This window comes from Nocardiopsis sp. B62 (assembly GCF_018070675.1).
Taxonomy (GTDB): domain Bacteria; phylum Actinomycetota; class Actinomycetes; order Streptosporangiales; family Streptosporangiaceae; genus Nocardiopsis; species Nocardiopsis prasina.
The window spans coordinates 292,203-318,554 of sequence record NZ_JAGPXK010000004.1; the positions used below are offsets into that span (position 1 = coordinate 292,203).

The window sequence follows — 26,352 nt, forward strand, 5'->3', positions numbered from 1 at the left end:
ACACCCGGCCCCTCGCCGGTCCGGCGGGGGCGTACGCCCCCTGTGAGTCAGATCCCGTAGAAGTAGCCCGGCGCGACGAACAGGCCGATGACGATGGCGACGATGCCCCAGAGGAGCTGACCGCGCAGCACACCGAGGACGCCGGAGACGATGAGGACGATACCGAGGATCGTAAGCAAAATACCCATACGCCACCCCTGTCCGGTCACGATCCGATCAAACAGTATCCCTGAGATAATTGTTGTCGCGCGACATCGTTCCAGGTGAGCGGCGGTCACTGTGACACAGGTCGTACCGCCGCCACCACGGGTTTCACCCTCGGGCGAGCTCCAGGACACGGGCGACGACGCCCTCACCGACGCTGGCGGTGAGGATCGACTCCGGGTGGAACTGCACCGCGTACCAGCGCGCCACCGGGTCCTCGATCGCCATGACCACGGGGTCCTCCCCGGGCTCGCCGTCCAGGACCGCGGTGACCTCGAAGTGCTTCACCAGGTCCGGGGTGCTGTAGGTGGAGTGGTAGCGGGCGGCGGGGAAGGCGTCGTCCTCACCCAGGCCGGACAGCAGCCGCCCGCCGGACACCCGGACGCGGCCGGGCTTTCCGTGCACGGGCGCGGCCAGGGTGCGCAGCTCTCCCCCGGCGTGCTCGACCATCCCCTGAAGACCCAGGCACACCCCGAACACCGGCAGGCCGCGGGCGGCCAGGGTGTCCAGCAGGTCCGACATGGCGAAGTCCACCGGCAGACCGGGCCCGGGCGAGAGGACCACGAGGTCCGGGGCGAGCCGGTCGAGGAGATCGGGGGCGAACCCGTAGCGGACGGTGGTGACCTCCGCGCCGTGGCGGCGCACGTAGTCGGCGAGGGTGTTGACGAAGGAGTCCTCGTGGTCCACCAGCAACACCTTCATGCCCGCCCCGGGCTGCGGTGCGGTGACGGGCTCGGGGTGGACCTCCCGCGGGCCGTCAGCGAGCTCCTCCCCCAGGGCCAGGGTCTCCAGCAGCGCGCGGGCCTTGAGGAAGGTCTCCTTCTCCTCCGCCTCGGGGTCGGAGTCGTAGAGGAGCGTCGCTCCCACGCGCACGGCCGCCACGCCGTCGCGGATGTGGGCGGTGCGCAGGGTGAGGCCGGTGTTCATGGAGCCGTCGAAGTTGACCACCCCGACGGCACCGCCGTACCAGCGGCGGGGGCTGGTCTCGTGCTGCTCGATGAACCGCATCGCCCAGGTCTTGGGGGCCCCGGTGACGGTGACCGCCCACATGTGGGTGAGGAAGGCGTCCAGGGCGTCGAAGTCACGCCGCAGGGTGCCCTCGATGTGGTCGACGGTGTGGATGAGTCGTGAGTACATCTCGATCTGACGGCGGCCGATCACCCTGACGCTGCCCGGCTCGCACACGCGTGACTTGTCGTTGCGGTCCACGTCCGTGCACATGGTGAGCTCGGACTTCTCCTTGACCGAGGAGAGCAGCTCCTGGATGTTCTCGGCGTCGCCCAGGGCGTCCTCCCCTCGGCGAATGGTCCCGGAGATCGGACAGGTCTCCACCCTCTGGCCGGTACCGGGTTCGCCGGTGACCCGCACGAACATCTCCGGGGAGGCGCCGACGAGGTACTCGCCCTCGCCCAGATTGAAGAAGAACTCGTAGGGCGCGGGGTTGCGCTCGCGCAGCAGTTCGTAGAAGCGCGCCGGGGACGTGCACCGGGCGTAGGTGCGGTGACCGGGGACCACCTCGAACAGGTCACCGCGACGGAAGCGCTGCTTGGCCTCGGCCACCACCTGGGCGTAGGAGCCGGGTTGGGGGCCGGGCGGGACCTCGGCGGCGACCACGGGCGGGGTCGGGCCGGTCTCGCGGGGCAGCCCCTCCGTGGTGGCCTCCGCGCGCTCCTCGGTGGCGGGGACGGTGAACTCGTAGGTGTAGCGCACACACGTCTCGCGCTTGCGGTCGCGGACCACGACGGCGTCGGGCAGGTGCAGGACCAGGTCACGGTCGGTGGGGTCACGGTCAATGTGTCGCTGGACCGGCTCGAACTGGAAGGCGAGGTCGTAGCCGAAGGCTCCGTACAGGCCCAGGTTGGAGTCCTCCGGGCTGCGCAGGGCCGCGACGACGGCGCGCAGGGCCGTGAACACGCTCGGACGGCGGCTGCGCTCCTCCTCGGTGAAGAAGGCGTCGGGATCGGGATCGGGGACCGTGACGGCGACGTGGTCGGCGCTCTCCTCGCGGTCGCTCCTCCCTGGAACGGTGTCGAGCGCGTCGGCCAGGACGGGCAGCAGGACCCGGCCCCGGTCGTTGAGGGCGGTGGCGGTGACCCGGCGCCCCCGGGTGCTGATCTCCAGGCAGGGGTCCACGTACCCCAGGTGCCAGCGGTCGTAGCGGCCCGGGTACTCCATCCCCGAGGAGAGGACCCCGCCCCGGCGGTCCTCCAGGGAGGTGACGAGTCCGGTGAGGATCTCGGGGTCACAGGGGGTGGCGTTGCGTCGGACGGTCACGCCGCTCGGGGTGCGGTACGTGGTGGTCTGTGCGTCGCTGGGCTTCACGGCCGGGGTCCTTTGGCGCTCTGCGGTCGGTGGTCATCGCCGTCCGGGGCCGTTGGATACGACAAACGACCGCCGGTTGGGGGCGGTCGCTGCGGTGTTCGTGGAACGCGAACTGTCGGTGCGCCGCCTAGGAGCGGCGCCACCACTGTCCCTGGTTGGTCGGGCTGGTTCGCATGGGCCGAGTGTAGCGGGTACGCGGCGGCGGGTGGGCCCGAACACGAAAACCCCCACCCGGTTCCGGGAGAGGGTTCGGTCCTCGTCCGCGCGAGGGCGGACTGGCATGCGTGATGACGGTCTGCTAGGCTACGGCAGCCGTGCCTCTTCAACACACCATCACAGCACTTCCTAATCGCAAGGATAGCCACCAGATGGACTCCTGTCAATACGACCGTTCGACGCCCTCCGCTGAGGAGGCCGCGGTCACGGTCGAGCAGGCCCGCGTCAGCGCCATGTACGAACGCCTCGACGCCCTGCGCGCACGGACCGGCCAGCGGCTGGCCGACGCCCACCTCCAGGAACGCTCCGGGTACGCCGCCATCGTGGAACGCGAGACCCGTTCCTACGAGCACGCGCGCCGCAGTGCCCAGCTCGGTTCGGTCGAGGAGGGCCTGTGCTTCGGCCGGATCGACGTCTCCCACGGCCCCGGTGACACCGAGGCGCGCTACGTGGGACGGATCGGCCTGCGCGACGCCGAGTACGACACCATCCTCGTGGACTGGCGGGCCCCGGCCGCCCGCCCCTTCTACGCGGCCACACCCAGCGCCCCGGAGGGGATCACCCGGCGGCGTCACCTCAGGGTTCGCGGCAGGCGGGTCGTCGGGCTGGACGACGAGGTCTTCGACGCCGACGGCCTCACCGAGGGCGACCGCCGTCAGCTGGTCGGGGAGGCGGCCCTGCTCGCCTCCCTCCAGCGGGGCCGCACCGGACGCATGGCCGACATCGTCTCCACCATCCAGGCCGAGCAGGACCGGGTCATCCGCGCACAGTTGGCCGGAGTCCTGGTCGTCCAGGGCGGCCCGGGCACCGGAAAGACCGTCGCGGCCCTGCACCGCGCCGCCTACCTCCTCTACACGCACCGCCGGGTCCTGGAACGCCGAGGTGTCCTGGTGGTGGGCCCCAACCCGGCGTTCCTGCGCTACGTCGGCGACGTCCTGCCCTCCCTCGGGGAGACCGACGTGGTGATGCGCACGGTCGGCGAGCTGTTCCCCGGCGTGGAGGCCTCCGAGCACGACCCCCACGCGATCGCCGCGATCAAGGGATCCCCCCGGATGGTGGCGCTCCTGGGCGCGGCGGTGGCGGACCGGCAGCGCACACCCCGGCACGCCTTGGGTGAGGCGGACCTGCGCGTGGAGACCGACGCGGGCACCCTCGTCGTGCCCGCCCACGTGTGCGAACACGTGCTGGAGACCACCCGGAACCTGCCGCTGCCGCACAACACCGCCCGCAAGTACCTGGTGAACACGCTGCTCGGCGAGCTCGCGCGGGTCGAGTCCCAGGCGCTCAGCCGACCGGTCTCGGACGAGGACCTCCCGCACGTGGGAGCACGGCTCTGGCAGGAGGAACCCGTCCAGCGGGCGCTGGACGCCCTGTGGCCCGACCTCACCCCGGAACAGCTGCTACGCGACCTGTACGCCGACCCCGAGGCCCTGCTCAGGGTGGGGGCGCGGGCCGGGGTCGCGGAAGCCGAGCGCCTGGCGCGCCCGGCCGGGGCGCCCTGGACCGTCGAGGACGTACCGATGCTGGACGAGACGGCCGACCTCCTCGGCCGGGACGACAGCCGCCTGCGGGCCCGTCAACGGCGGGAGCACGCGGAGCACGAGGAGCGGGTCCGGTACGCGCAGGGCGTCCTGGACCTCACCGGACTGACCGAGGATCCGCAGGAGGGGCTGGACGCGCACCTGCTCGCCGACCGCCACCACGACTCCGGACCGGTCCTGAGCACCGCGGACCGGGCCGGCGCGGACCGCGACTGGGCCTACGGGCACGTGATCGTGGACGAGGCCCAGGAACTGTCCCCGATGGCCTGGCGCACGGTGATGCGCCGGGTGCCGACCCGGTCCCTGACCGTCGTCGGCGACGTCGCCCAGACCGGCAGCGCGGCGGGGACCGACTCGTGGGACGCTGCCCTGCAGTCGTACGCCCCGGGCAAGGTGCACGTGGAGCACCTGAGGGTCAACTACCGGACCCCCGCGCCGATCATGGCCGTCGCCGCCGACGTGCTGCGCGAGGCCGCCCCCGACCAGAAGGTCCCCGAGTCCGTTCGCGAGGAGGGCGACGCCCCCCGCGCCGCTCGGATCGCGGGCCTCGGCGACCTGCCCGCGCTGGTCGCCGAGGAGCGAAGGGCCGTCCGAGAGGGCCGCGTCGCGGTCGTCACCTCCGATGCCTCCCTGGCCGGAGTGCGGGAGGCTCTGCCGGGCGCGCTGCGCATGGACTCGGGCGCGCGCGACGCAGCGGGGGACGCCGTGGTGGTGCTGTCCGCGACGCAGTCCAAGGGGCTGGAGTTCGACTCCGTGATCGTGGTCCGCCCGGAGGAACTGCTGGCGCAGCCGCGGGGCGCCAACGACCTGTACGTGGCGGTGACCCGCGCGACCAGGCGCCTGACGGTCGCGCACGAGGCAGACCTCCCGGACCTCCTCAAGCGCCTGGCCGGATGACAACGCGTCCGTCGGGAGCCTCCCGGAAGGGGCCCCGACGGGCGCCGGTCAGGTGTCCCTGACGGACCCGCACCGCTCCAGGTCCCGTGAGGCCTCCAGGTCGTAGGCGTCCTCGACCGCCCCCTTGGGCTGATCCCCCTCGGGGTGGTCGTCCCCAAAACTGGGGGTGAAGGTGTACTCCTCCACGCAGTGCACGGGCGCCACCGCGCGCGACCACATCGGCGCCGCCTCCAGCTCCTCCGCGCCCACGTCGTAGAAGCCGACCTCGCCGATGTGCGAGGTGACCAGCCGGGTGGAGGCCGATCCGCCGGGCCGGGCGACCGGGTGCACGATCGTGTACTCGGTGACCACCGAGAGGTAGTCCCACCCCTGGTCGTCCCGGGTCGCCTCCGCGTGCATCCCGCCGTCCACGCGCACCTCGTCCCCGATCGGCTCGGCGGTGCCGTGGGTGAGGTTGAAGGGCAGGTGGCGGCTGTTGAGCTCGTGGTCCTTGTTACCGAGGTTGTCCAGGTACCACTCCAGGGTCTGTCCGGTGAGGAGTCCGGTGAGTTCGCTGTTGTCCTCACCGAACACGGCGTCCTCGTTGAGGTAGACCGCCTCCAGCAGCTCCTGGGTGTGGGCGTAGGAGCGTTCGACCTGCTCCTGGGAGTAGGGGCCGACCGCCTCGGCCTCGGGTACGGGGAAACCCAGCCCGTAGTCCTCGGCGGGGCTGCCCGCGAAGGGGGCGTCCCGGTCCACCCGGTCGATGGGGTCCAGCTGGGTGAGAACCCCGGTTCCGGGCACGGCGCGGTCCAGGAGGTCCTGGGCCGGTGCGCAGCCGACGAGGGGCAGGAAGAGGAGGACCGTCGCCCAGGGGGCGGCGGCGATACGTGGGGGCATGACGCTGACTTTCGTTCTCTATGTGGCAAATGAGAACTTAGTCCGCCTTCTTCACTCCTGACGGCCCGGGATCGCCACACTTGCGTCACGATCCACCGCGGACCCAAAGGCTAGAAAGGGAGCATGACCCACACCCCGGACTCCCCCGCCCCGCACCCCCTGCCTCCGCTACCCCGACCGGTCACCGGCGTCTTCGTCCGCAACGTCCTCCAGACCGCGTGCCCCGGCTACCTGGCCCTGGTGTGGCTCGACGCGGAACCCCTGCGCACCGGCGCCGACTTCGCGTTCGTCGATGATCTCCCGGCGACCTGCCCCCACCCAGACGAGCCCCTCCCCGAGGAGTACCGGAGGGCCCTCGAGACGGGGGTCCGCGAGGGCCTGGAGATCCGGGGCCGGGGCAGGTCCCCCTACGCCACTCGGATCGTGTTCCGCGACGCCGCGTGGAGCTGGGTCGACTCCAACCCCCGGAGCTTCGAGATCGCCGGCAGGCGCGCCGCCGTCGAGATCGTGGACTGTCTCCGGGAGGATCGCGAACCCCGCCAGGCCGGAAGGAACGCACGGATCGACCGCCCCATCCCGCCCATGCCGCACACCCGGACACGCGGATAGGCCCAGGCCCGCCCGTGGACGGGGGCGTGTTGTGAAGTTCTGTGCCTGTTCGGTGGACTATCGCGAAATTGTACGTACACTCTGTACGGACAAAGCGTGTACCGGTGCCGTGTGAGACGTCGGTCCACGAACCCGGTCCCATGTGAACGGACACTTATGAGTGACAGCCAGGGGTCGCTGGTACCCCTTCTCAAGTGGATGAACAAGGTCCCCGGCGGGGCCATGCTCATTCCCCTCGTCCTGGGCTCGATCCTGGGCACCTTCGCACCGGCCGCGCTGGACATCGGCAGCTTCACCACGGCGCTGTTCAAGGACAGCGCGATGCCGCTGATCGCCCTGCTGATCTTCGCGACCGGCACCCAGGTCACCCTCCGCACCAGCGGTCCGGTACTGGCCACCACGGGTGTCGTCCTCCTCGGGAAGAGCATCGTCCCGGGCCTGCTCATCATCGCCCTGGCGATGGTCACCGGCCCCGAGGGCGTCCTGGGCATCTCCATCATGGCGATGCTGGCCGCCGCCACGAACGCCAACGGCGGTCTCTGGCTCGCCCTGACCGGACAGTACGGACGGACGAAGGACCGCGGCGCCTACATCGCCGGGGCCATCAACGACGGCCCGTTCTTCGCCCTGCTGTTCATCGGCGCCTCCGGGCTCGGGCAGATCCCCTTCCTGACCCTGGTCGCCGCGATCATCCCGTTCCTGCTCGGCGTGCTCGTCGGCAACCTCGACTCCCAGTGGCGAGAGCTCCTCACCCCGGTCCCCGCGATCGTCATCCCGTTCTTCGCCTTCGCGCTCGGCACCGGAATCAACCTGGCGGACGTGGCCAGGGGCGGCCTGTCCGGCGTCCTCCTGGGCGTGGCGATCACCCTCGTCACCGGTGGGCTCGTCTACCTCGGCTACCGCTTCCTGCTGCGGCGCGGCAAGGAGTCGGGGATCGGCTTCGCCGCGGGCACCGCGTCGGGCAACGCCGTCGCCACCCCGGCCATCATCGCGGCCGCCGACCCCTCCTTCCTCTCCTACGCGGGCACCGCCACCACCCAGGTCGCCGCGAGCGTGCTGGTCACCGCCCTGCTCGCACCGCTGGTGACCACCTGGGTGCTGCGCCGTGCCGGAGCCGCGCCCGCCGAGGCGGAGCGCGCTGAGATCGCCGAACAGCACAAGGCCGACAGTGGGTCCGCCACTGACGGTCCCGACCAGGAGGAGACCCGGTCATGACCCACACACGCACACCACGGGTGGCCGTGGTCGCGGACGACCTCACCGGCGCCGGTGACACCGCCGTGCAGTTCGTGCGCGCCGGCTGGCGCACCGAGCTCCAGCTCAGCGCGGCGGAGTCCACCTCCGACGTGGTCGCCGTCACCACCGACTCACGGGCCCTCTCACCGGAGCGGGCCGCCACCGTGGCCGCCGAGGCCGTGCGCGGACTCCGTGACGCGGGCCTCGACCTGATCTACAAGAAGGTCGACTCGACCCTGCGCGGACCCATCCGCGCGGAGATCGACGGCGTCCTCTCCGTGTCCCCGCCCGGAACCGTGGCCGTGGTCTGCCCGGCCTTCCCCGCCAACGGACGCGTCGTACGCGACGGGGTCCTGCTGGTGGACGGGGTCGAGGTGCACCGGACCGCCGTCGGCGACGACCCGGTCTCCCCGGTGACCGAGAGCCGGATCGCCGAACTCCTGGGCGCCCGGTACGTCCGGCTGACCGGTGACGACGCCGAGGCCAACGCGGAGCTGCTGCGCGCCGCCGCCCCGGTGGCCGTCGTCGACGCGGAGAGCGACGCCGACCTAGCCCGGGTCGCCGCCGCCGTCACAGCCCTGGGAGACCGAGCCGTCCCCGTGGGTTCGGCCGGTCTGGCCACACGGCTGGCCGAGTCCTGGCGCCCCGTCCTGGAACCGGACCCGACCCTGGTGGTGGTGACCTCCCTCCACCAGGCCGCACGTGGTCAGGTGGCCGAGCTGATGGCCGACGAGTGGACTCGGGTGGAGCAGCCCGACGCCCACGCGCTGGCCGACGACGCCGCATGGCGGGAGTGGTCGCAGCGGGTACTGGACACCTTCGACCCCGCCTGCCCGCACACCGCCCTCGTCGCTCCCGACGACCGCACCAGCGGGCTGGACCCCGCCCTGGTCGCCCGACGCTTCGGGGAGCTGGCAGCGCGCGTCGCCCAGCGGTACCCACTGTCCGGGTTCGTCGTCACCGGCGGCGACGGGGCACGCGCCCTGACCGCGTCCCTCCAGGCCAGGGCCATCGTCCTGACCGGCGAGGTCGCCCCGGGCATCCCGTTGGGCTCCCTTGCGGGCGGCCCCCGCGAGGGTCTCGCCATCGTCACCAAGGCCGGGGGCTTCGGCTCCCCCACCGCCCTCATCGAGGCCGCTGACGCGGTCCGCAACACGAAAGGCAGCAACGTATGAGCCGCCCCACCCTCGCGGTCACCCTCGGTGACGTAGCGGGTATCGGTCCGGAGATCACCGCCAAGGCGCTCCTTCACCACCCGGAGGTCCGTGAGCTGGCCAGGCCCGTGGTCGTCGGCGACGCCGACGCCCTGCGCAGGGCCGTCACCGCCGTGGGCGGGGACGCGTCGGCGGTGAACCCGATCGACTCCCCCGCCGACGCGGCCGACGCCCCCGGCGTGATCGACGTCGTCCAGACCGGCCCCTCGCTCGGCCACGTCCCCTACGGCGAACTGAGCGCCGAGGCGGGCGACGGCGCGGCCCGCTTCGTCATCGCGGCCGTGGACCTGGCCAAGCGGGGTCTGGTCGACGGGATCGTCACCCCGCCGCTGAACAAGGCCGCCATGCACCTGGGCGGGCACCTGTGGCCCGGACACACCGAACTGCTGGCGCACGAGTTCGGGGTCAGCGACTACAGCCTCGTGCTGTCCGCGGGCGAGCTGTCCTTCTTCCACCTGACCACGCACGTCTCGCTTCGCCGCGCCATCGAGGACGTCACCCAGGAACGCACCCTGGAGGTCCTGCGGCTGATGAGCGCGTTCGCCCGTGCCCAGGGGGAGGCGGACGAGCCCATCGGCGTGGCCGGACTCAACCCGCACGCCGGGGAGAACCGCCTGTTCGGCGACGAGGACGCCGACGTGCTCGCCCCGGCCATCGAACGCGCCCGGGCGGAGGGCATCAACGCCCACGGGCCGATCCCGGCCGACGCGCTCATCCCGGCGGCAGTCCGGGGCAAGTGGAAGCTGGTCGCGGTCTGCTACCACGACCAGGGGCACGCGCCCTTCAAGGCCGTCTACGGTGACGACGGCGTCAACATCACCGCTGGTCTGCCGGTGGTCCGGGTGTCGGTCGACCACGGTACGGCCTTCGACATCGCGGGGCAGGGCATCGCGCGTGAGGCCAGCCTGGTCCTGGCGCTGCGCCGGGCCGCCGAGCTCGCTCCCGGTTGGGGGCACGTCTGGAAGGCCACCGCCTCCTGACGGCACGGATCGCACCGCCGCAAGGCGGCCGGGACGCCCCCGTCTCCCCTGGTTTCCGGGGAGGCGGGGGCGCGCCCCGTCGCGCGCGACCCGCGGGCCGGGGGCGCCTTCGACGCTCCGTGGCACCCGCGCCACACGCCCTAGAATGACGGCCATGCCTGTCGACCGCTCCGACCCCCGGCCCCTGCACGCCCAGGTGGCCGACGCGCTGCGCGCGGAGATCCGCGACCGCTCGATCCCGCCCGGTGACGCCCTGCCCAGCGAGGCCGCCCTGCGCGAACGCTTCGGCGTCTCCCGAAGCGTGGTCCGTCAGGCTCTGGCCACCCTGGAGGACGACGGGACGGTCCGCCGGACCAGGGGCCGGGCCCCGGTCGCGGCGGTCCCCACCGAGCACCACCGCCTGGTGCAGCGGGTGACCGGACTCTTCGACCAGTTCTCCGCCGAGGGGCTGAGCCTGCGCACAGCGGTGGTCTCCCTGGAGCGGACCCGCAGCGGACCACCCTCGGCCGTCCACCACCTGGTGACCGAGGACCTGCTGCGCCTGGAGCGCGTCCGGTCGGTCGACGACGAGGCGCTGTCCTACGTACGCACCTGGCTCCCGGCGGGACGCTTCGCCGACCTCGACTCGGCCATGCTGGCCAACGCCTCCCTGCACCGGCTCATGGAGACGCGGTTCGACGCCGTGCCCAGCAGCGGTCGCAGACAGATCCGCGCGGTCCCCGCCGACCCGCGCATCGCCCGCGAGCTCGGCGTCTCCGACGGAGCCCCGCTCCTGCTCCTGGAGGGCGGCACCTTCGACCAGGACGGCCTGCCCCTGGAGTGGTTCGAGAGCTGGCACCGCTCCGACCGGGTGGTCTTCGACATCGAGGCGGACGGCGCCGCCGACCAGATCCGCATCGCTCCGGGTCCGTCGTTGGCGGCCGTGCCGCCCCCGGAGGGCACGCCGGAGTCCACGGCGTCGGAGGCTCCAGCACCGTACTCCGGGCTCGACCGCGCCGCGGCCCTCGCCGCCGAACTCCGCATCGAGCTGGACCGTCTGCGCTCCGGGGGCTGACGCTCCCCGAGGTCCTCGGGGTCACGCCGGACGGGGCCCACGGTGGCGGGGGTGCCCGGGATCACCGGGTGCCGGGGGTCACTAGGATCTGGGCATGCCCATCGTGTTCGACCTGGTCAGCACCGACGCCTCACGTGTGGTGGTGCGCCCCTCGCCACTCGCCGAGCTGATGGCGTTCCTGCACAGCGTCGCCGAACCGGGCCACCACCCCGGCGCGAGCCGGGACATCCGGGCCGTGCGGTCCGGCGTGGACCGTGCCACCGATCGGCGTCTGCGCACCTTCGCCCCCCTGTGGGCGCGGTTCCGTCTGCGCGCGCTGCTTCCGCTGGACACCAGTCACCCAGCGACGTTCCAGGACGAACTGGCGTTGATGAACGCCATGCCCGCGTCGGTGTTCGACTCCATGGTGGCGGAGACCATCGCGAGCGGGAGCTGGGAGCGCTACTACGGCCTGCGCGACCCCAGCGAACACCGGGCGGAGTTCCTGGAGGTGTGCCGGGCCAAGAGCGAGGAGCGCGAGGAGCTGGGCGAACTCTTCCTGGCCGACCGCGCGGCCTTTCGCCACAACCTGTCCGACCTGCTCCAGCACTGCCACGACACGTTCTTCCGCGCGCGCTGGGAGGCCACCCTGCCCCAGCTCGCCACGGCCGAACGCGAGGTGCGGGGGCGCTTCTCCAGGGACCGGCTCGGAGTGGTGCTGGCCTCGCTCACACCGGGCGGGCACTACCTGCCGCAGACCGCTCAGGTCGCCTACGACAAGCTGCAGAACGCCTTCGTCTCCTGTTCGGGACGCGACCTGGTCCTGGTGCCCAGCCTGTTCACCGGCCCCCACCTGGTGGTGAAGTTCGAGGAGGCCCAGCCCCGCGCGAACCTGCCCATCGTGGTGCAGTTTCCCATCACCGAGATGGGTACCACCGACGTCCCCCTCAAGGAGTTGCAGCACCGCATGGCCGTGCTCTCGGACCCCGCCAGGCTGGTGCTGTGCCGACACCTGGTCAACGAGCACTGCACCACGGGCGAGCTGGCGGCACGGGTCGGCATGACCGAACCCCAGGTCTCCCGGCACCTGCGGCGCCTGCGCGAGGCCGGGCTGCTGGAGTCCGTGCGCGACGGCAGGCTGGTGCGCCACCGCATCAGGCTGGGCACCGTCTACGCGCTGGGACACCAGTTCCTGACCCGCCTCGTGCAGTGAACGCCGGGACGCGGGAGCCGCCCCGTGGCCCCGCTCCCCCGTGCGGCGACGCGGTCCCGAACGCCGCGGGCCCCGGTCCGCGTGACGCGGAACCGGGACCCGCGCCGGTCAGAAGTCGACCAGCTCCGCGGCCAGCCGCAGCTGCTCGGCGTCCTCCGACAGGACGAACCCCTCGGCGAGCATCCGGTCCAGGACCCGCGAGTGCTCGCGCCGGTAGCCGTCCGCGTCGCCGTAGCGCTCCACGAGCCGTTCGGCGCCGAGCGGCGTCTCACTGCCGTGGTACCAGGAGGGCCTGCCCATGGGGGTGGCGGCCACCAGGGTCGACAGCGGTGCGTCGGTGTAGGTGGTGCGCAGCCCGCCCCTGGCGTTGCCGTCATCGTCCCTGAGCACGGTGTCGGTGTCGTCCACCGTCTCCAGGAGGCGGGACGCCGGGGGCGCCGCCTCGCCGCGCGCCCACGCGGAAAGGGACTCCAGCAGTGCGTTGTACACGTGGGAGTTGGGGAAGGTGGACCACCGGGCGCCCTCGGGGAGCGGGCAGTCCCGGAGCCGCTCGCGGTCCCGGTCGCTCATCTGGCGGGTCTCCCGGTGCGCCATCCCCGCCACCTCGTACAGCCGGAAGTTCGGCGAGTCCGGCCTGCGGTGTGTGAGCCCCCGCACCTGGCCCGAGACCCCGCAGGCCCAGCGGACGGACTGGAACTCCGCCTCACCCAGCACCTCCATGACCGGGGCGTCCACGTCCGGCAGCGCGGGGCCTCCGGAGGCGCAGGGCATGTACCCGTCGAAGACGGGGCCCCCGTCCGGGCGCCGCAGGACGCCGTGGTGGCGTTCGACGAACCTGCGCACGACCCCGCCGGTCTGGGAGATTCCGGCGAACAGCAGGGTGCGCACGGCGGCCTCGGGCAGGCCGGGGAGACCCTCCCTCAGGGCGTTGGCCACCTGGGCGACGATCTCGAACGACTGCGGCGTGGCGCGCCACCACCGCTCCTTGAACTCGTCGTACTCGCGGGCCAGCACCTCCGGCGTGGGGTTCTCCGTGAAGGGGATGCTGCCCGCGAAGTCCTTGGCCAGCTCCCCCGGGGAGAAGGTCATGTCCGCGTACCGGTGCTCGTCGACCCCCTTGATGAGGTCGAGCGCGGACGGGGCCTGGGAGTCGATGCCCACCCAGATGAAGCCCCCGCGCATGATCTGGCGGTTGAAGGCCCGCCACACCGAGTTCCCGCCCCAGATGTGGCTCACCTCGGCGAGCGCCCGCCCCGTGTACAGCGACATGTCCGCGGGACGTCGGATGAGGATGCGGGTGCTGTAGGGGTCGCCGGCGGCCGTGCCGGAGACGAGGTACTCCTCCTGGACGTAGTCGTAGGTGGGGATGCGGTCGACCCCGTAGGGTTCGAGCACCACGGCCCGGTTCCCGTCGGTCTCGGGGACGGGACCCCGGATCAGAGCATGCTTCGCCTGCGCGTGTCGGGTGGTCATGTTCTCCTTCTTCCAGAACGGAAGGGGGGCGGGCGTGCGGGAACGGACGATCAGAGTCGGGGCACGGCCTCGAGCAGCGTGCGCGTGTAGTCGTCCTCCGGGGCGCGGAGCACCCGGGACGTGGGGCCGGACTCGACGACCCGGCCGCCGTTCAGGACGGCGACGCGGTCACACATGAAGTCGACGACGGCCATGTCGTGGCTGACGAAGAGCAGGGAGAGCCCGCGTGCCCGGCGGATGTCCTTGAGCAGGTTGAGGACCTTGGCCTGCACGGACACGTCCAGTGCCGAGACCGGCTCGTCGGCGACGATCAGTTCGGGTTCCAGGGCCAGGGCGCGGGCGATGGACACGCGCTGGCGCTGACCGCCGGAGAACTCGTGGGGCAGGCGCCCCATCCAGGACCGGGCGAGCCCGACCTCGTCGGCGAGCGCCAGGGCGCGGGCCTCCCGCTCGGCGGGGGTGTGCAGCCCCTGCACCCGATAGGGCTCCTCCAGCAGCTCGCGCAGGGTCATGCGCGGGTTGAGGGAGTTGGACGAGTCCTGGAAGACCATCTGCATGCGGCGCCGGTAGGCGCGCAGTTCGGCCCCGCGCATGGACAGGATGTCCCGGCCCAGCACCGTCACCGAGCCCGAGGTGGGACGGATGAGGCCGATGGCCATGCGCCCCAGGGTGGACTTGCCCGAACCGGACTCGCCGACCAGGCCCAGGACCTCGTCGCGGCCCAGTTCCAGGGAGGCGTCCCGGACCGCCACGTGCGCGGTCCGGCGCAGGATCCCGCCGAGACGGAACCTCTTGGTCACGTTCTCCATGCGCAGGACGGGTTCGGCCCCCGCTGCGCCGTCGGTCGTGCTCATCACTGCACCGCCTTGGTGAATCGGCTCTTGTCGATGACGGGGAGGCGGTCCGGGCTGTGCCCGAGCCGTGGTGAGGCCTCCAACAGCCCGCGCGTGTACCCGGACTCCGGGGCGGAGACCACGCGGTCGGTGGGGCCCGACTCCATGGCGTGGCCGTCGAGCATGACCACGACGTCGTCCGTGTACCGGGAGACCAGTCCGAGGTCGTGGCTGATGAGCAGGACGGACAGGCCGAGCTCCTCGCGCAGCTCGGCCAGCAGGTCGAGGATCTGCTTCTGGATGGTCGCGTCGAGCGCGGTCGTGGGTTCGTCCGCGATCAGCAGGTCGGGCTCGCAGGAGATGCTCATGGCGATCATGACGCGCTGGCGCATACCGCCGGAGAGCTGGTGCACGTAGGCGTCGAGGACGCCCCGGGAGGGCGGGATACCGACCAGGTCGAGGAGTTCGGCGCTGCGCGCACGGGCCTGGCGCCGGGTCAGCCCCAGGTGCAGGCGCAGGGGCGCCGCCATCTGCCCCCCGATGGTCTTGGTGGGGTGCAGCGCGCTCATGGGCTCCTGGAACACGAAGCCCATCTCGCGTCCGGCCATGGCTCGCCGTTCCCGCGCGGGCAGCGACAGCAGGTCGCGGCCCCGGTACAGCACCTTCCCGGAGGCGATCGCGGTCTCGGGGAGGATGCCCATGACGGCGGTGGCCGTCATGGACTTGCCCGAACCGGACTCCCCCACGATCCCCAGGGTGCCCCGGCGGCGAAGGGTGAGGTCGAGGGAGTGGACCACGCGGCGCGGACCCTCCGGGGTCAGGACGTCGACGTCCAGGCCGCGCACGTCCAGCAGGATGTCGTCGGTGGAGTTCGTGGTCACTCCTTGGCCTCCAGCCTGATGCGCGGGTCGAGCGTGGCGGCGACCACGTCGACCAGCAGGTTGACGAGGACGAAGGCCACCGCGATGAAGAAGATGCAGCCCTCGATGAGCGGGTAGTCGCGCCGTTCGACGGCGGTCAGCAGCAGCTTGCCCAGCCCCGGCAACGAGAAGACGTTCTCGGTCACCACCGCGCCGCCGAGCATGGAGGCCAGGGAGAGCCCGACCACCGTGACCAGGGGCGCGAGCGCGGCCGGGAAGACGTAGGAGCGGGTGATGGTGCGCTCGGGCAGGCCCTGGGCGCGGGCCGTGGCCACGAAGGGCTGGTGCTTGGCGTCGAGCACGCCGTTGCGCGAGTACCGGAACAGCGTGGCCGCCTCCAGGGTGCCCAGCGCCAGGCAGGGCAGCGCCATGTAGCGCACGTACTGGACGGGGTCCTCGGTGATAGGGGTGAATCCGGCGACCGGCAGCCACTGGAGGGTCACCCCGAAGAGCATCACCATCAGGATGGCCAGCCAGAAGGTGGGCATGGCCACGCCCACCGCCGAACCGACGACCATGGTCCGGTCCAGGGCCCTCGACCTCGTGGCTCCGGCGACGGCGCCGAGAGCCGGGCCGATGAGCAGCGCGAGGAGCATGGAGATCAGCGCAGGCTGGCCGGTCACGAGCGCGGCCGACAGGACCAGTTCGGCCACGGGCGCGTGCAGGAAGATGGACTCCCCGAAGTCGAAGCGCGCCATCCTGGCGAGCCAGTCCAGGAACTGCTGCCACATCGGGGCGTCCAGTCCCAGCTCGGTGCGCAGCTCGGCGATCTCGGTCGCCGTCGCGTTCTCACCGAGGATGACGGCGGCGGGGTCGCCCGGGGTCAGCCGCAGCAGGACGAAGAGCAGAACCATCGGCACGGCGACGGTCGGGATGAGCGCCAGCAGGCGTTTGAACACGTAGGAGAGCACGGGTCACCCGTCCTTCTCGTCGGAGCGGGCGGTGGCCGCGACCCGTCGCGAGGACCGGGCGGAGGACTTGGAGGAGCGCGCCAGCTCGGCCAGGCGCCGGGCCCTCGGGTCCATGGCGTCGCGCAGTCCGTCGCCGAGGAGGATGAGCCCGAGGACGGTCAGCAGGATCGCCGCGCCGGGGAACACCCCGATCCACCAGGCCACCGCCGCGTACTGCTGCGCCGCGGACAGGCTCGCGCCCCAGCTGGGCACGTCCGGAGGCAGCCCGATACCGAGGAAGCTCAGGGCCGCGATGGACAGCACCGTGGCGGCGAAGCCCATGGTCGCCTGGACGATGAGCACCGAGACGGACTCGGGTGCCACGTAGCGGAAGAGGATCCAGGAGTCCCTGGCGCCCAGCGCGCGGGCCGACTCCACCATGGGCGCGGAGCGCGCGGTGAGCGCGGCGGCGCGGACCACGCGGGCGATCGGCGGCACCAGGACCACGGTGAGGCCGAACAGGACCGGCCCCACCCCGCGGCCCAGGACACCGACCAGGCTCATGACCAGGATGATGTTGGGGAACGACATCAGTCCGTCGATGACGCGCATGACGATCGCGTCCACCCAGCGGAAGTAGCCGCAGACGACGCCGGTGAGGAACCCGGCGACGATGGCGAGCAGGGTGCAGGCGGCGGCGATGCCGAGCGAAGTGCGGGCTCCGTGGAGCAGCACCGTCCACATGTCGCGGCCCTGCTCGTCGGTGCCCAGGGGGCCGCCGGTTCCGGGGGCCTGGAGTCGCTCGCTCGGTCGGAGCAGGTCGGGATCACCGCCCAGGACGGGGGCGAGGAGTGCCAGCAGCGTGATGACCGCGACGATCGCGGCGCCCGTCATCGCGCTCGGGTCCCTGGAGAGGGACCGCAGGGTGGTTCTCATGAGGAGTCTTTCGTGCGCGGTGGGTTCCGGGCCCGGCGGCCGTGCGGCGGTCCGCCGGGCGGCGGGGTCCTACTGGTCGATCCAGATGTTGTAGAAGCCCCGGACGGTCCCCTGTGTGGCCTCGAAACCGCCGACGTCGGCGGAGGTCACCGCGAGACGGGGTTCGTGGCCGAAGCGGATGAACGGGACGTCGTCCCAGATGAGTTCCTGGAGTTCGTCCCAGGCGGGCTTGCGGCTCTCGGTGTCCTCGCCCTCGGTGACGGCGGCCATGAGCTCGGCCTTCTCCTCGGTGGCCCACCAACCGGGGAAGTCGTCGTTGAGGAAGACCACGGTCAGGGGGTCGGAGTAGGCCGCGCCCCCGCCGAGGAACACCTCCCAGGTGTCCTCCTCGGTCCGCGTGGAGCCGAAGGTGGCGGCGTCCATCGCCTGGAGGTCGACGTTGAGGCCGACCGCCTCCAGCTGCTGCTGGACGATGGGGCCGTAGTTGTCGTTGGAGGGACGGTAGAGCACGCGCACCGGGGTGCCGTCGTACCCGGCCTCGTCGAGCAGGCGCTCGGCCTCCTCGGCGGAACGGTCCGTGTAGGCCTCGGATCCGGCGTCGGAGTACCAGGGCGAACCGGGCGGGAAGAAGCTGGAGTCCTCGGTGAAGTAGTCGGTCCCGCCGAGGTACTGCGTCTCGATCTCCGCGAAGTCCAGCGCGTTGAGCACGGCGCGGCGCATGAGCACGTCGCCCATCAGCTCGGAGCGCAGGTTGAACTGCATGATGGAGAACTCGGAGTCCTCGCTCAGCACCGCCTGGAGCGAGGGGTCGGCCTCGTAGACGTCCAGCTGGTCGACGCCGAGGAACTGCGGGGCGACGTTCACCTCGGCGGTGCGCAGCTGGTTGAGCGTGTTGGACTCGTTGAACGGGATGAACCTCAGGGTGTCGGCGTGGGCGGTCTTGGCCCCCGCCGCGCCGTCCGGGTCCTCGTCCCGCGGGGCGTAGTCGTCGAACCGGGAGGCCGTGGCCTGGCGGTCCACCGTGAACTCGTCCAGGCTGTAGGGGCCGGTGCAGTCCAGGGACGACAGCTCGTCGTCCCCGGCGGCCTCCAGCGAGGCGGCGGACATCATGTAGGCGCCGGTGTCGGGCGTGGAGAGCAGTGCGGGGATCGCGCCGGTGGGGTTGACGGTGGTGATCGTGACCGTGAGGTCGTCGGTCTCGACGATTTCCTCCACCAGGCTGTTGAAGAGTTCGCCCGGGTCGGAGTCGGCGTAGCGGTCGAGTGAGGCCACGACGTCGGCGGCGGTGAGCTGACCGCCCTCGTGGAACGGGACGCCCTCCCTCAGGCGCAGCGTGTACACGCCCGCGTCGGCGTCGTACTCGTGGGAGTCCACGAGGCCGTCCTGGATCGAGGTGTCGGCCGCGTTGGCGAACAGGCCCTCACACACCGAGGCGGCGACCATCCAGTTGGAGCGCGAGGTGGTGGCGTGCGGGTCGATGACGGCGGGCAGGGAGGCGACCACGAGCTCGCCTCCGGTCACCGGCTCCGAGGAGGCTCCGCCGCCCTGGGGGGAGCCGCAGCCGGACAGGAGGAGTGCCGTGCCGCCCACCAGTCCTAGTGCGGCCGCGCTGCGCTGAGAGATCACGGATCAGGCCTTTCGGGGAAATCGGGATGGTGGTCCCGTGGGGACACCCACAGGTTAGGCATGATCCACCCACGTGAAAGGCATCGTTTACCGCAACCCCGGTAAGAAACGATCAGGTGACGGAAGTTACAGGTGTGACTGGTGGGACCGTGGGTGTCCGTGACCCCACTCACAGCGACCGACCGGAGTGCCCACCCGGCGCCTCCACCCCGGTACCCCGATCGCCGATTCCCCTGAGCCACGGCCGGGTGGAGGGCTCACCTCGGCTTGGCCGGGTCCGGACACACGCGCAACCTTCTCGCCGGGACGGCGGTCCGACACGGGTGAACGAACCCCCGACCCCGAAGGACTCCCCGTGCGCCAGAGGACCGCCCTCGTCCCCCTCCTCCCCCTCGCGCTGCTCCTGCCACTGACCGCCTGCGATCAGCAGATCAACGTCACCGCCAGTGACCGCCTGGAGTCCCTCCTGCCCTCCGGATCCGACTACCCGGCCGGGTACGACGTGGAGAGCGTCGACATGGCCGAGCTGAACGGCACCAGCACCTCCGGCACCGACTTCGACTCCGTCGAGCCCCCCGAGTGCGCGGCGGCGATGAACGAGGGCCCAGCCGATCTCCCCGAGGAGTCGGCCGAGGGCGCGGGGCAGGTGGCCGTGAACTCCCGCTCCGGGCCCTCGATCTACACCTACGTACTGGTCACCGGGGACTTCGACGAGGCGGACCTCGACACGTCCGCGTACGAGTCGTTGCTCGACACCTGCTCGACCATGACCGTGGTCAACGAGGGGGTCGAGATGGAGGCCACCCTGCGCTCGTCCGACTCCCCAGCGCTCCCCGACGACGGCGGCAAGTTCGTCATGGAGATGACCGCGGACGGACTGAACATGGCGACGTGGACCGCCTGGGGGCAGATCGAGGACGTCCACTTCATCCTGATCCGCATGGACCTGGACACGGGCGGGGACCTCTCCGCCGGAGAGCTCGCGGGCGAGTGCGAGGGTGACTTCCGCGAGTTCCGCGAGTGCCGGGAACGCGTGACGCGGGAACGCGCACGGGAGGCCCTGGACGAGGCGGACACCGAGTTCGACGAGTTCCTGACCGTCGCCCTGCGGGAACTGGAACAGGGTGTGTGAAGGCGCGGCCGCGATGGATCGGGCGCGCGGTCGATCAACGGCACCAGTGGGCGCCGGGCGTCCACCAGCGCCGTCACCGCGCCGCAACCGGACCACGGAACGGATTTCACTTGGAGGGGTCTGGTCAGACCGCCCTCGAGGCCCCATGGTGTGAGGGTTCGACCGACACCCTCCTCCCCCAAGGAGCAGCGTTGCCCGCGATCCCCCGTACGTTCCCCCTCACCCGCGCGCGCCGGACGGTGGTCGGCGCCCTGTCCGCGCTCTCCGCCGCCGCGCTCATCGCCGTCCTCGGCTGGGCCACCCCGGCCCTGGCCCACCACGTCCTGCCGCCCGGCATCCCCTCCGCGTCGGCGGCGCAGTCACAGCTCAACGGCCTGACCGTCCGCGCCAAGAACAACGGCGCGGGCTACGACCGCAGCCTCTTCCCGCACTGGGTGATCATCAGCAGCCCCTGCGACGCGCGCGAGACCGTCCTGCGACGCGACGGCCACACCGTCCAGGTCGACGGCAACTGCCAGCCGACCTCCGGCCGGTGGTCCAGCGAGTACGACGGCGTGTGGACCGACAACGCGTCCTCGTTCGACATCGACCACATGGTGCCGCTCCACGACGCCTGGCGGTCGGGCGCCAACGGCTGGTCCGCCGCCCAGCGCCGCGCCTTCGCCAACGACGTCTCCTCGCCCCAGCTGTGGGCGGTCTCCGCCAGCAGCAACCGTTCCAAGGGCGACCGGGACCCCTCGGCGTGGATGCCGCCGCGCACCGCGATCCACTGCGACTACGTCAAGGCCTGGGTCAACGTGAAGCACCGCTACGGCCTGTCCGTGACCAGCACCGAGAAGTCCTCCATCCAGGGCACCATCAACTCCCGCTGCTGACCCCCCGACGATCCGGGCCGGTGGACGGTGGTCCACACGGCCCGGACGTGTCGCGGTGGCGGAAGGGGGCTTCCGCACGGTTCAGCGGCTCTGCATGATGGTGCGATGAGACGCTGTGATTTCTGCGAACTCCCCCTGGACGGCGGCTGTGCCTGCGCGCTCAGAACCGACCGTCGTCGCGGCGAGGCGACCACCGTGAGCGAGATCCACATCCACAGCAGCGGAAAGGCGCACCTTCCCGGCTGCCAGCACCAGTACCCGAGCGGGGTCAGCGCCCCCAAGTGGGGATGGGTCCTCGACGCCGATCCCTCCGTGTGGCGCCGGATCAGCGAGGGCTCGCCCCTGAGGGCCACCCACGGCAACACCGACCGGGTCGCCACCAGCCGCTGCAAGGACTGCGACGTCTGATCCCCCGGTCTCCGGTCCGGGTCCCACCGCCCCGGGCGGGGCGGTGGGCACGGCCCACCGCCCCGGCCTCCGGATCACCAGCCGGCAGTGGCACCCAGATCCCGCAGGGCGGGCCGCACGGCGTCGAGGACCGTCGGGAACCACACCGAGAACTCCGCCGTCCCGCGCAGCCGCTCCAGTCCGACGGCGTCCACGTAGCACGTCTGCGCCACCTCCTCCGGGTCCGGCCGGGTCTGGCCCCGGACCACCCCGACGAACAGGTGGTTGAACTCGCGTTCCACGAGACCCGAGACCGGGTCCGTGTGGTGGTAGCTCACCGTCCCGGCCGCGCGCATCAGGGTCGGGGCCACCCCCAGCTCCTCGCCCGTGCGCCGGGAGGCCGCCACGAAGGGAAGTTCGCCCGGTTCCGGGTGACCACAGCAGGTGTTGGACCACAGGCCCGGCGAGTGGTACTTGGACAGTGCCCGGCGCTGGAGCATCAGGCGACCCCGTTCGTCCAGGAGGAAGACCGAGAAGGCGCGGTGCAGCTGGCCCGGGGCCCGGTGCGCGGACAGCTTCTCGGCGGTGCCCGTCGTCGTCCCGTCCTCGTCGACCAGTTCGAGCATGATCGGCCGGTGCTCGTCCCGCACGGTCTCGTTCACGGACCCGGGGACTCCGGCATGGGTGTCGGTGGTCATGAGCGCCCTTCGTGTTCGACGGTGTTGTGTCGTGCCGCGTGGTGACGACGGCCCGGGCCGGGGCCCCCTGAGGGAGGGGCGCCCCGGTCACCGGGCCGTGCGTGCGGAGGAGTCAGACCTTGTCCGCCGCGATGAGCAGGTAGTGGAAGCTGCCCTCCTTGTAGGCGGCCAGGAAGGGGTCCTCCACGCCGGTCGCGACCTGCGACTGCGCGCGCAGCTCCCAGTACGGGATGGTCGCGGCGGTGAGGTCGACGACGTTGATCGGCACGAGGTTGTTGGCGGCCATCGCCCGGAAGTACTCGCTCCGGGGGTGGATGTTGCAGGTGTAGTGCTCGTCGATCCGGCTGACCGCCTTGGAGCGGCCTCCCGTCACGTCGTTGTAGCAACCGGTGATGGTGACGTAGCGGCCACCGTACTCCAGGAGGCGGGAGTGCTCGCTGAACAGCTCGAACAGGTCCACGTACATGGTGGACTCGTTGTTCCAGCTGGCCCGCATCGAACCCGTCTCGAAGCCGGTGTCCAGCATGTTGCGGAAGTGGAAGCGCACCTTGTCGTCCACACCCCGCTCACGGGCCTGGGCGTTGGCGAACTCCACCTGCTGCTCGGAGATACTCACCCCGTCCACGTGGCAGCCGAACCGGGCGTTGGCCATGAAGCTGGTGCCGCCACGGCCGGAGCCGGTGTCCTGGATGCGGTCGTCCGGGGTGATGTCACCGAGGTGGTCCAGGAGCACGTCCGCCTGCGCGGTCTCCAGGCGGTGCATCTCCTCGATGATCCGCTGTTCGCGTGTCTCCTCGGGGCCCTCCAGCACGGAGGGGTCGTAGTCGCCGATCCCGTAGTGGTGGTGGAAGAGACCGTCGACCTCACCCAGGCGGATGTTCACGGGGTCCTTCTCCGCGTTCCAGTAGTCGGCGACGGACTGCTGGTAGGCGGTACGCAGGACCTGGCCCTGGTTCCGCACCGGGTTGTGAGAGGGCATGGTCGTGGTCATCGTGTTGCTCCTTGTCATGGTGGTGTTCGTCCTCGGTTCGGGCGCACCGCGTCAGCGGCGCACACCGAACCGGAGCGGGGGCACGCGCCCCCGCTCGGAGGGGTCTCGGATGCGGTGGGGTCAGGTGGCGGAGGCGCCGTGGTAGCGCGCGGTCCGCGCGTGCCACTCCCGGCTTCCCCCGAGCCAGGCCCACACGCCGGCGAGGAAGCGGCGCAGCTCCGGCGAACCGGCGAGGGCGAGCGCGGCCGCCTCGGCCTCGTAGGTGTGCATGATCTCGTCGTGGATGAGGACGGTGCGCTCGATGGCCTCCTGCTCCGAGCAGTTCTCCTCGGTGGCGATCAGCCGCGGGACGCTGAAGTCCGAGGGGTCCTCCTTGCCCATCGAGTAGAGGTCGTTCACGATCACGCTCGCCGACCCTGCCAGGGTGAAGACCCTCCGCACCCGGGGGTCGGCGAACTCGGCCTGGGAGAGTTCGTAGCCGGCGACCGCGTCGATGAGCACCATGCAGGGCACGAAGCTGTTCTCGTGCCGGTGCATGAGGAACTCCCAGACCGGGGGACGCTGGCCGGTCGCCGCCCAGACCCCCTCCTGGTTGTAGGCCACGAACATGATGGCCAGCTCGTGCCGGAGACGGCGTACCTGTGCGGCCGAGGCGTAGTCGGACAGGTTGTCCAGGGCGGCGCGCAGCGCCACCATGACCGGGTCGGCCTGGACGACCTCCTCCAACTGCGGTGCGTAGCGCAGCGGCAGGTGCGCCTGGTCGATCACCGAGTGGGCGATCGCCAGCCGCTGCCCGAGCAGTTCGGGCTGGGCCTCCTCCACCTCACCGTCCATGTAGTGGTCGTCCACCGACCACTCGGACAGCGCGCACTTGGCCGCGGCCAGCAACCGTTCGGGGTCGTCGGTCTCGGGGTGGGCGAGCATGATGAGGCGTCCGAAGTCGCAGGCGCGCACGCGGTCGAGCTGGCCGGGGTACACACCGACCTCCTCGGCCCACTCGACCAGGCGGTCGTTGACCTCCTCCCCCAGCGCCGGGTCGTCCCGGACGGCGGGAGGGCAGTAGAGCACGGGGACCGGTGAACCGCCTTCGCCCTGCGGGAGTCCGGGACCCGCGGGCGAGGCCGGAACCAGGGTGGCGGCCCGCTGGCCCCGCGGCTCGGAGACGGGCGGCCGGTCGGGCAGCAGGATCCGGGCGGCGGAGGTCCCCAGCCCCGAGGGCCCGCCCGGCAGACGGGGTCCGCGAACCGGTCTCGCGGACGTCGCGAGCAGGTCGGCGTTCCCGGGGCGTTGGGGGTCGAGCAGCAGCGACCGCACCAGCTCCGCCGTCGAGTGCCCCGCGCTGGTCGAGGACATCCGGGACAGCAGTGACACTCAGTCCCCCTTCCCTGAGGGTGTGGACGGCTCAGGCACGGGGGCGGACCTCGACGTTCTCCAGGACGCCCAGGGCGTCCGGGACGAGCACGGCGGCGGAGTAGTAGGTGCTCACGAGGTAGGAGATGAGCGCCCTGTCGTCGATGCCCATGAACCGGGCGTTGAGGCCGGGCTCGACCTCGTCGGGCAGGCCGGTCTGGTGCAGTCCGATGACGCCCTCGTTGTCCTCGCCCGTACGCACGGCGATGATCGAGGAGGTCTGGTGGTCGGAGATCGGGATCTTGCCGCAGGGCAGGATCGGCACTCCGCGCCACGCGGGCAGGTGGTGCCCGCCGACCTCGACCGTGCCGATGTTGAGGCCCAGCTTGTTGCACTCCTTGCCGAAGGCCGCGATGGCCCGGGGGTGGGCGAACATGAACTGGGTGTTGCGCCGCATGCTGACGAGGTCGTCGAGGTCGTCCGGGGTGGGCGGGCCCGAGTGGGTCTGGATGCGCTGGCGGAAGTCGGCGTTGTGCAGCAGTCCGAAATCGCGGTTGTTGACCAGCTCGTGCTCCTGGCGCTCGCGCAGCGCCTCGATGGTCAGACGGAGCTGCTGCTCGGTCTGGTTCATCGGCTTGTTGTAGAGGTCGGCGACCCGGGTGTGCACGCGCAGCACGGTCTGGGCCACGCTCAGCTCGTACTCACGGGGCTTGAGCTCGTAGTCGACGAAGGTGCCGGGGAGCTCGACCTCACCGGAGTGCCCGGAGGAGAGGGCGATCTCGGCCTCGCCGTACTTGTTCTGGCTGTGCCCCGGTGCCGACAGGTAGCCCTGGACCTGGGCCTGGAGGCTGGGAGAGTCGTCCAGGAGCGCGATGAACTCCTGGCGCGGAAGCTCCAGGAGGGTGCCCGCGGTCGCCGCCTTGACGGTGAAGTCCCACGTGGGTTCGGTCTCCAGGAGGTACCGCTCGCCGAACTTGTCGCCGTCCGCCAGGACGCCGAGGCGGTTGGTCTCCCCGTAGGCGCCCTCGCTGGTCTTGTGCACGCGGCCGTGTGCCAGCAGGTACAGGTGGTCGGCGGAGGAGCCCTGCTGGGCGAGGACTTCACCGGGCCCGAACTCCCGCTGGGTGAAGCGCCGGGACAGCACCTCCAGGACCTCGATGTCGTCGTACCCGCGCAGCAGGGACAGCTCCCCGAGCTCGCGCGGGATCACGCGCACCTCGGAGCCGTTCTGCTCGAAGTCGATCCGGCCGTCGCCGATGGTGTAGCTCAGGCGACGGTTGACCCGGTAGGCGCCACCGTCGGTCTGGACCCACGGAAGAGTCTTGAGCAGCCAGCGGGAGCTCTTCCCCTGCATCTGCGGAGCGGACTTGGTGGTGGTGGCCAGGTTCCGCGCGGCCGCGGTCGCCAGGCTCTGCTGATCGCTGGTCCGAACCTCGGGGGCTGAGTCGATCGACATCGGAGGTGTCTCTCCTCATGGTGGTCGCGTGTACCCGCGCGGCGGTTGGGCCGCGCGGGACTGAGAGGGCGAAGGGGACACGAAACGCAGGGAGGAGCCCATTCTCGAGCGCTCCCGAACCGTCCCCCAAACCGCGGCTCACTTTACGAGAAACTCCGTCGCGAAATCACAGGAACCTCTTTTTCAGACACAAGAAGGCCTTCCCACCACACTCCGATTCCCAAAACGGACTTTCGAGGCACATCGCCTCACCCCAGAGCCCCAACATGCCGCATGAGCAGCACCAACAGAACTTCCCCCCGCCCCCGAAGACGTCGGAGACATTATCCCCCAAGGCACCCACAAAAGACCAAAGATCCACCCGAAGACCGCATTAAGCTCGCATCCAGGACCACCGAACTCCCGCGTTTTCGGTCACCCCAGAAACCACCCCCAAAGCCA

Annotated in this window: 23 protein-coding genes; 10 read left to right on the plus strand and 13 right to left on the minus strand. The window is 71.3% G+C overall.

Annotated features, from left to right (window positions below):
- Window positions 1–47: 47 nt before the first annotated feature.
- Both KBX21_RS07015 and KBX21_RS07020 read right to left on the minus strand, forming a co-directional pair.
- Window positions 48–188 (minus strand): GPGG-motif small membrane protein, encoded by a 141-nt coding sequence (locus KBX21_RS07015; protein WP_026129297.1) that lies wholly within the window; start codon window positions 186–188, stop codon window positions 48–50.
- A 124-nt stretch (window positions 189–312) separates the two neighbouring features.
- Window positions 313–2,526, minus strand: coding sequence for an anthranilate synthase component I (locus KBX21_RS07020; protein WP_210841362.1), 2,214 nt, complete (start codon window positions 2,524–2,526; stop codon window positions 313–315).
- A 368-nt stretch (window positions 2,527–2,894) separates the two neighbouring features.
- On the opposite strand from KBX21_RS07020, the gene KBX21_RS07025 reads away from it, so the two are divergent.
- On the plus strand, window positions 2,895–5,180 hold the full coding sequence (locus KBX21_RS07025) for an ATP-binding domain-containing protein (RefSeq protein WP_210841363.1): 2,286 nt from the start codon (window positions 2,895–2,897) through the stop codon (window positions 5,178–5,180).
- Window positions 5,181–5,228: 48 nt separating this feature from the next.
- Here the strand turns inward: KBX21_RS07025 and KBX21_RS07030 are convergent, their stop codons facing one another.
- Window positions 5,229–6,059, minus strand: a complete 831-nt coding sequence (locus tag KBX21_RS07030; protein WP_210841364.1) for a hypothetical protein — start codon at window positions 6,057–6,059, stop codon at window positions 5,229–5,231.
- A gap of 123 nt (window positions 6,060–6,182) precedes the next feature.
- Between KBX21_RS07030 and KBX21_RS07035 the strand changes: the two genes are divergently transcribed.
- The 6 genes from KBX21_RS07035 to KBX21_RS07060 all read left to right on the plus strand — a co-directional run bounded on the left by KBX21_RS07035 (window position 6,183) and on the right by KBX21_RS07060 (window position 12,344).
- Complete coding sequence (locus tag KBX21_RS07035) at window positions 6,183–6,668, plus strand: hypothetical protein (RefSeq protein WP_210841365.1); 486 nt, start codon at window positions 6,183–6,185, stop codon at window positions 6,666–6,668.
- A 156-nt stretch (window positions 6,669–6,824) separates the two neighbouring features.
- A complete protein-coding gene (locus KBX21_RS07040) occupies window positions 6,825–7,883 on the plus strand; it encodes a 2-keto-3-deoxygluconate permease (RefSeq protein WP_210841366.1) in 1,059 nt (352 codons plus the stop codon).
- Window positions 7,880–9,079, plus strand: coding sequence for a four-carbon acid sugar kinase family protein (locus KBX21_RS07045; RefSeq protein ID WP_210841367.1), 1,200 nt, complete (start codon window positions 7,880–7,882; stop codon window positions 9,077–9,079). Before KBX21_RS07040 ends, KBX21_RS07045 begins: the two co-directional genes overlap by 4 nt.
- Window positions 9,076–10,098 (plus strand): 4-hydroxythreonine-4-phosphate dehydrogenase PdxA, encoded by a 1,023-nt coding sequence (pdxA, locus tag KBX21_RS07050; protein WP_049567139.1) that lies wholly within the window; start codon window positions 9,076–9,078, stop codon window positions 10,096–10,098. Before KBX21_RS07045 ends, pdxA begins: the two co-directional genes overlap by 4 nt.
- Window positions 10,099–10,243: 145 nt before the next feature.
- Window positions 10,244–11,152, plus strand: a complete 909-nt coding sequence (locus tag KBX21_RS07055) for a GntR family transcriptional regulator (protein WP_210841368.1) — start codon at window positions 10,244–10,246, stop codon at window positions 11,150–11,152.
- A 94-nt stretch (window positions 11,153–11,246) separates the two neighbouring features.
- Window positions 11,247–12,344, plus strand: a complete 1,098-nt coding sequence (locus tag KBX21_RS07060) for a DUF5937 family protein (protein ID WP_049567133.1) — start codon at window positions 11,247–11,249, stop codon at window positions 12,342–12,344.
- 108 nt (window positions 12,345–12,452) lie between these two features.
- Here the strand turns inward: KBX21_RS07060 and KBX21_RS07065 are convergent, their stop codons facing one another.
- From KBX21_RS07065 to KBX21_RS07090, 6 genes are all read right to left on the minus strand, one after another.
- Entirely contained in the window at window positions 12,453–13,817 is a 1,365-nt protein-coding gene (locus KBX21_RS07065) for an alpha/beta hydrolase domain-containing protein (RefSeq protein ID WP_210841369.1), read from the minus strand.
- Between the two features lie 50 nt (window positions 13,818–13,867).
- Window positions 13,868–14,671: an ATP-binding cassette domain-containing protein gene (locus tag KBX21_RS07070; protein WP_210841370.1), complete on the minus strand. Its 804-nt coding sequence runs from the start codon at window positions 14,669–14,671 to the stop codon at window positions 13,868–13,870.
- Window positions 14,671–15,531, minus strand: a complete 861-nt coding sequence (locus tag KBX21_RS07075; protein ID WP_210841371.1) for an ABC transporter ATP-binding protein — start codon at window positions 15,529–15,531, stop codon at window positions 14,671–14,673. Before KBX21_RS07075 ends, KBX21_RS07070 begins: the two co-directional genes overlap by 1 nt.
- Window positions 15,528–16,481 (minus strand): ABC transporter permease, encoded by a 954-nt coding sequence (locus KBX21_RS07080; protein WP_210841372.1) that lies wholly within the window; start codon window positions 16,479–16,481, stop codon window positions 15,528–15,530. Before KBX21_RS07080 ends, KBX21_RS07075 begins: the two co-directional genes overlap by 4 nt.
- 3 nt (window positions 16,482–16,484) lie before the next feature.
- Window positions 16,485–17,396 carry an ABC transporter permease gene (locus KBX21_RS07085; protein ID WP_017544774.1) on the minus strand — a complete coding sequence of 304 codons (912 nt, stop codon included), beginning with the start codon at window positions 17,394–17,396 and terminating at the stop codon, window positions 16,485–16,487.
- Between the two features lie 69 nt (window positions 17,397–17,465).
- Window positions 17,466–19,022, minus strand: a complete 1,557-nt coding sequence (locus KBX21_RS07090; protein WP_210841373.1) for an ABC transporter substrate-binding protein — start codon at window positions 19,020–19,022, stop codon at window positions 17,466–17,468.
- Window positions 19,023–19,377: 355 nt separating this feature from the next.
- Here KBX21_RS07090 and KBX21_RS07095 point away from each other — a divergent pair, with 355 nt between their 5' ends.
- From KBX21_RS07095 to KBX21_RS07105, 3 genes are all read left to right on the plus strand, one after another.
- Entirely contained in the window at window positions 19,378–20,154 is a 777-nt protein-coding gene (locus KBX21_RS07095; protein ID WP_210841374.1) for a hypothetical protein, read from the plus strand.
- Between the two features lie 191 nt (window positions 20,155–20,345).
- Entirely contained in the window at window positions 20,346–21,029 is a 684-nt protein-coding gene (locus tag KBX21_RS07100; RefSeq protein ID WP_210841375.1) for an HNH endonuclease family protein, read from the plus strand.
- 105 nt (window positions 21,030–21,134) lie between these two features.
- On the plus strand, window positions 21,135–21,437 hold the full coding sequence (locus KBX21_RS07105) for a hypothetical protein (RefSeq protein WP_049567107.1): 303 nt from the start codon (window positions 21,135–21,137) through the stop codon (window positions 21,435–21,437).
- A gap of 74 nt (window positions 21,438–21,511) precedes the next feature.
- On the opposite strand, the gene idi is transcribed toward KBX21_RS07105, so the two are convergent.
- The 4 genes from idi to KBX21_RS07125 form a co-directional block, all read right to left on the minus strand.
- Window positions 21,512–22,114, minus strand: coding sequence for an isopentenyl-diphosphate Delta-isomerase (gene idi / locus KBX21_RS07110; RefSeq protein WP_247665334.1), 603 nt, complete (start codon window positions 22,112–22,114; stop codon window positions 21,512–21,514).
- Between the two features lie 112 nt (window positions 22,115–22,226).
- Window positions 22,227–23,105: a geranyl diphosphate 2-C-methyltransferase gene (locus KBX21_RS07115; RefSeq protein ID WP_049567103.1), complete on the minus strand. Its 879-nt coding sequence runs from the start codon at window positions 23,103–23,105 to the stop codon at window positions 22,227–22,229.
- A 120-nt stretch (window positions 23,106–23,225) separates the two neighbouring features.
- Window positions 23,226–24,476 (minus strand): family 2 encapsulin nanocompartment cargo protein terpene cyclase, encoded by a 1,251-nt coding sequence (locus tag KBX21_RS07120; RefSeq protein WP_210841376.1) that lies wholly within the window; start codon window positions 24,474–24,476, stop codon window positions 23,226–23,228.
- 31 nt (window positions 24,477–24,507) lie between these two features.
- On the minus strand, window positions 24,508–25,911 hold the full coding sequence (locus tag KBX21_RS07125) for a family 2B encapsulin nanocompartment shell protein (protein WP_210841377.1): 1,404 nt from the start codon (window positions 25,909–25,911) through the stop codon (window positions 24,508–24,510).
- Between the last annotated feature and the right edge of the window lie 441 nt (window positions 25,912–26,352).

Coding starts and splice junctions, on each gene's coding strand:
- KBX21_RS07055 (WP_210841368.1), top strand. CDS start 10,244: ATGACGGCCATGCCTGTCGACCGCTCCGACCCCCGGCCCCTGCACGCC.
- KBX21_RS07105 (WP_049567107.1), top strand. CDS start 21,135: ATGAGACGCTGTGATTTCTGCGAACTCCCCCTGGACGGCGGCTGTGCC.
- KBX21_RS07030 (WP_210841364.1), bottom strand. CDS start 6,059: ATGCCCCCACGTATCGCCGCCGCCCCCTGGGCGACGGTCCTCCTCTTC.
- KBX21_RS07060 (WP_049567133.1), top strand. CDS start 11,247: ATGCCCATCGTGTTCGACCTGGTCAGCACCGACGCCTCACGTGTGGTG.
- KBX21_RS07085 (WP_017544774.1), bottom strand. CDS start 17,396: ATGAGAACCACCCTGCGGTCCCTCTCCAGGGACCCGAGCGCGATGACG.
- KBX21_RS07035 (WP_210841365.1), top strand. CDS start 6,183: ATGACCCACACCCCGGACTCCCCCGCCCCGCACCCCCTGCCTCCGCTA.
- KBX21_RS07070 (WP_210841370.1), bottom strand. CDS start 14,671: ATGAGCACGACCGACGGCGCAGCGGGGGCCGAACCCGTCCTGCGCATG.
- KBX21_RS07065 (WP_210841369.1), bottom strand. CDS start 13,817: ATGACCACCCGACACGCGCAGGCGAAGCATGCTCTGATCCGGGGTCCC.
- KBX21_RS07015 (WP_026129297.1), bottom strand. CDS start 188: ATGGGTATTTTGCTTACGATCCTCGGTATCGTCCTCATCGTCTCCGGC.
- KBX21_RS07115 (WP_049567103.1), bottom strand. CDS start 23,105: ATGACCACGACCATGCCCTCTCACAACCCGGTGCGGAACCAGGGCCAG.
- idi (WP_247665334.1), bottom strand. CDS start 22,114: ATGACCACCGACACCCATGCCGGAGTCCCCGGGTCCGTGAACGAGACC.
- pdxA (WP_049567139.1), top strand. CDS start 9,076: ATGAGCCGCCCCACCCTCGCGGTCACCCTCGGTGACGTAGCGGGTATC.
- KBX21_RS07025 (WP_210841363.1), top strand. CDS start 2,895: ATGGACTCCTGTCAATACGACCGTTCGACGCCCTCCGCTGAGGAGGCC.
- KBX21_RS07125 (WP_210841377.1), bottom strand. CDS start 25,911: ATGTCGATCGACTCAGCCCCCGAGGTTCGGACCAGCGATCAGCAGAGC.
- KBX21_RS07040 (WP_210841366.1), top strand. CDS start 6,825: ATGAGTGACAGCCAGGGGTCGCTGGTACCCCTTCTCAAGTGGATGAAC.
- KBX21_RS07045 (WP_210841367.1), top strand. CDS start 7,880: ATGACCCACACACGCACACCACGGGTGGCCGTGGTCGCGGACGACCTC.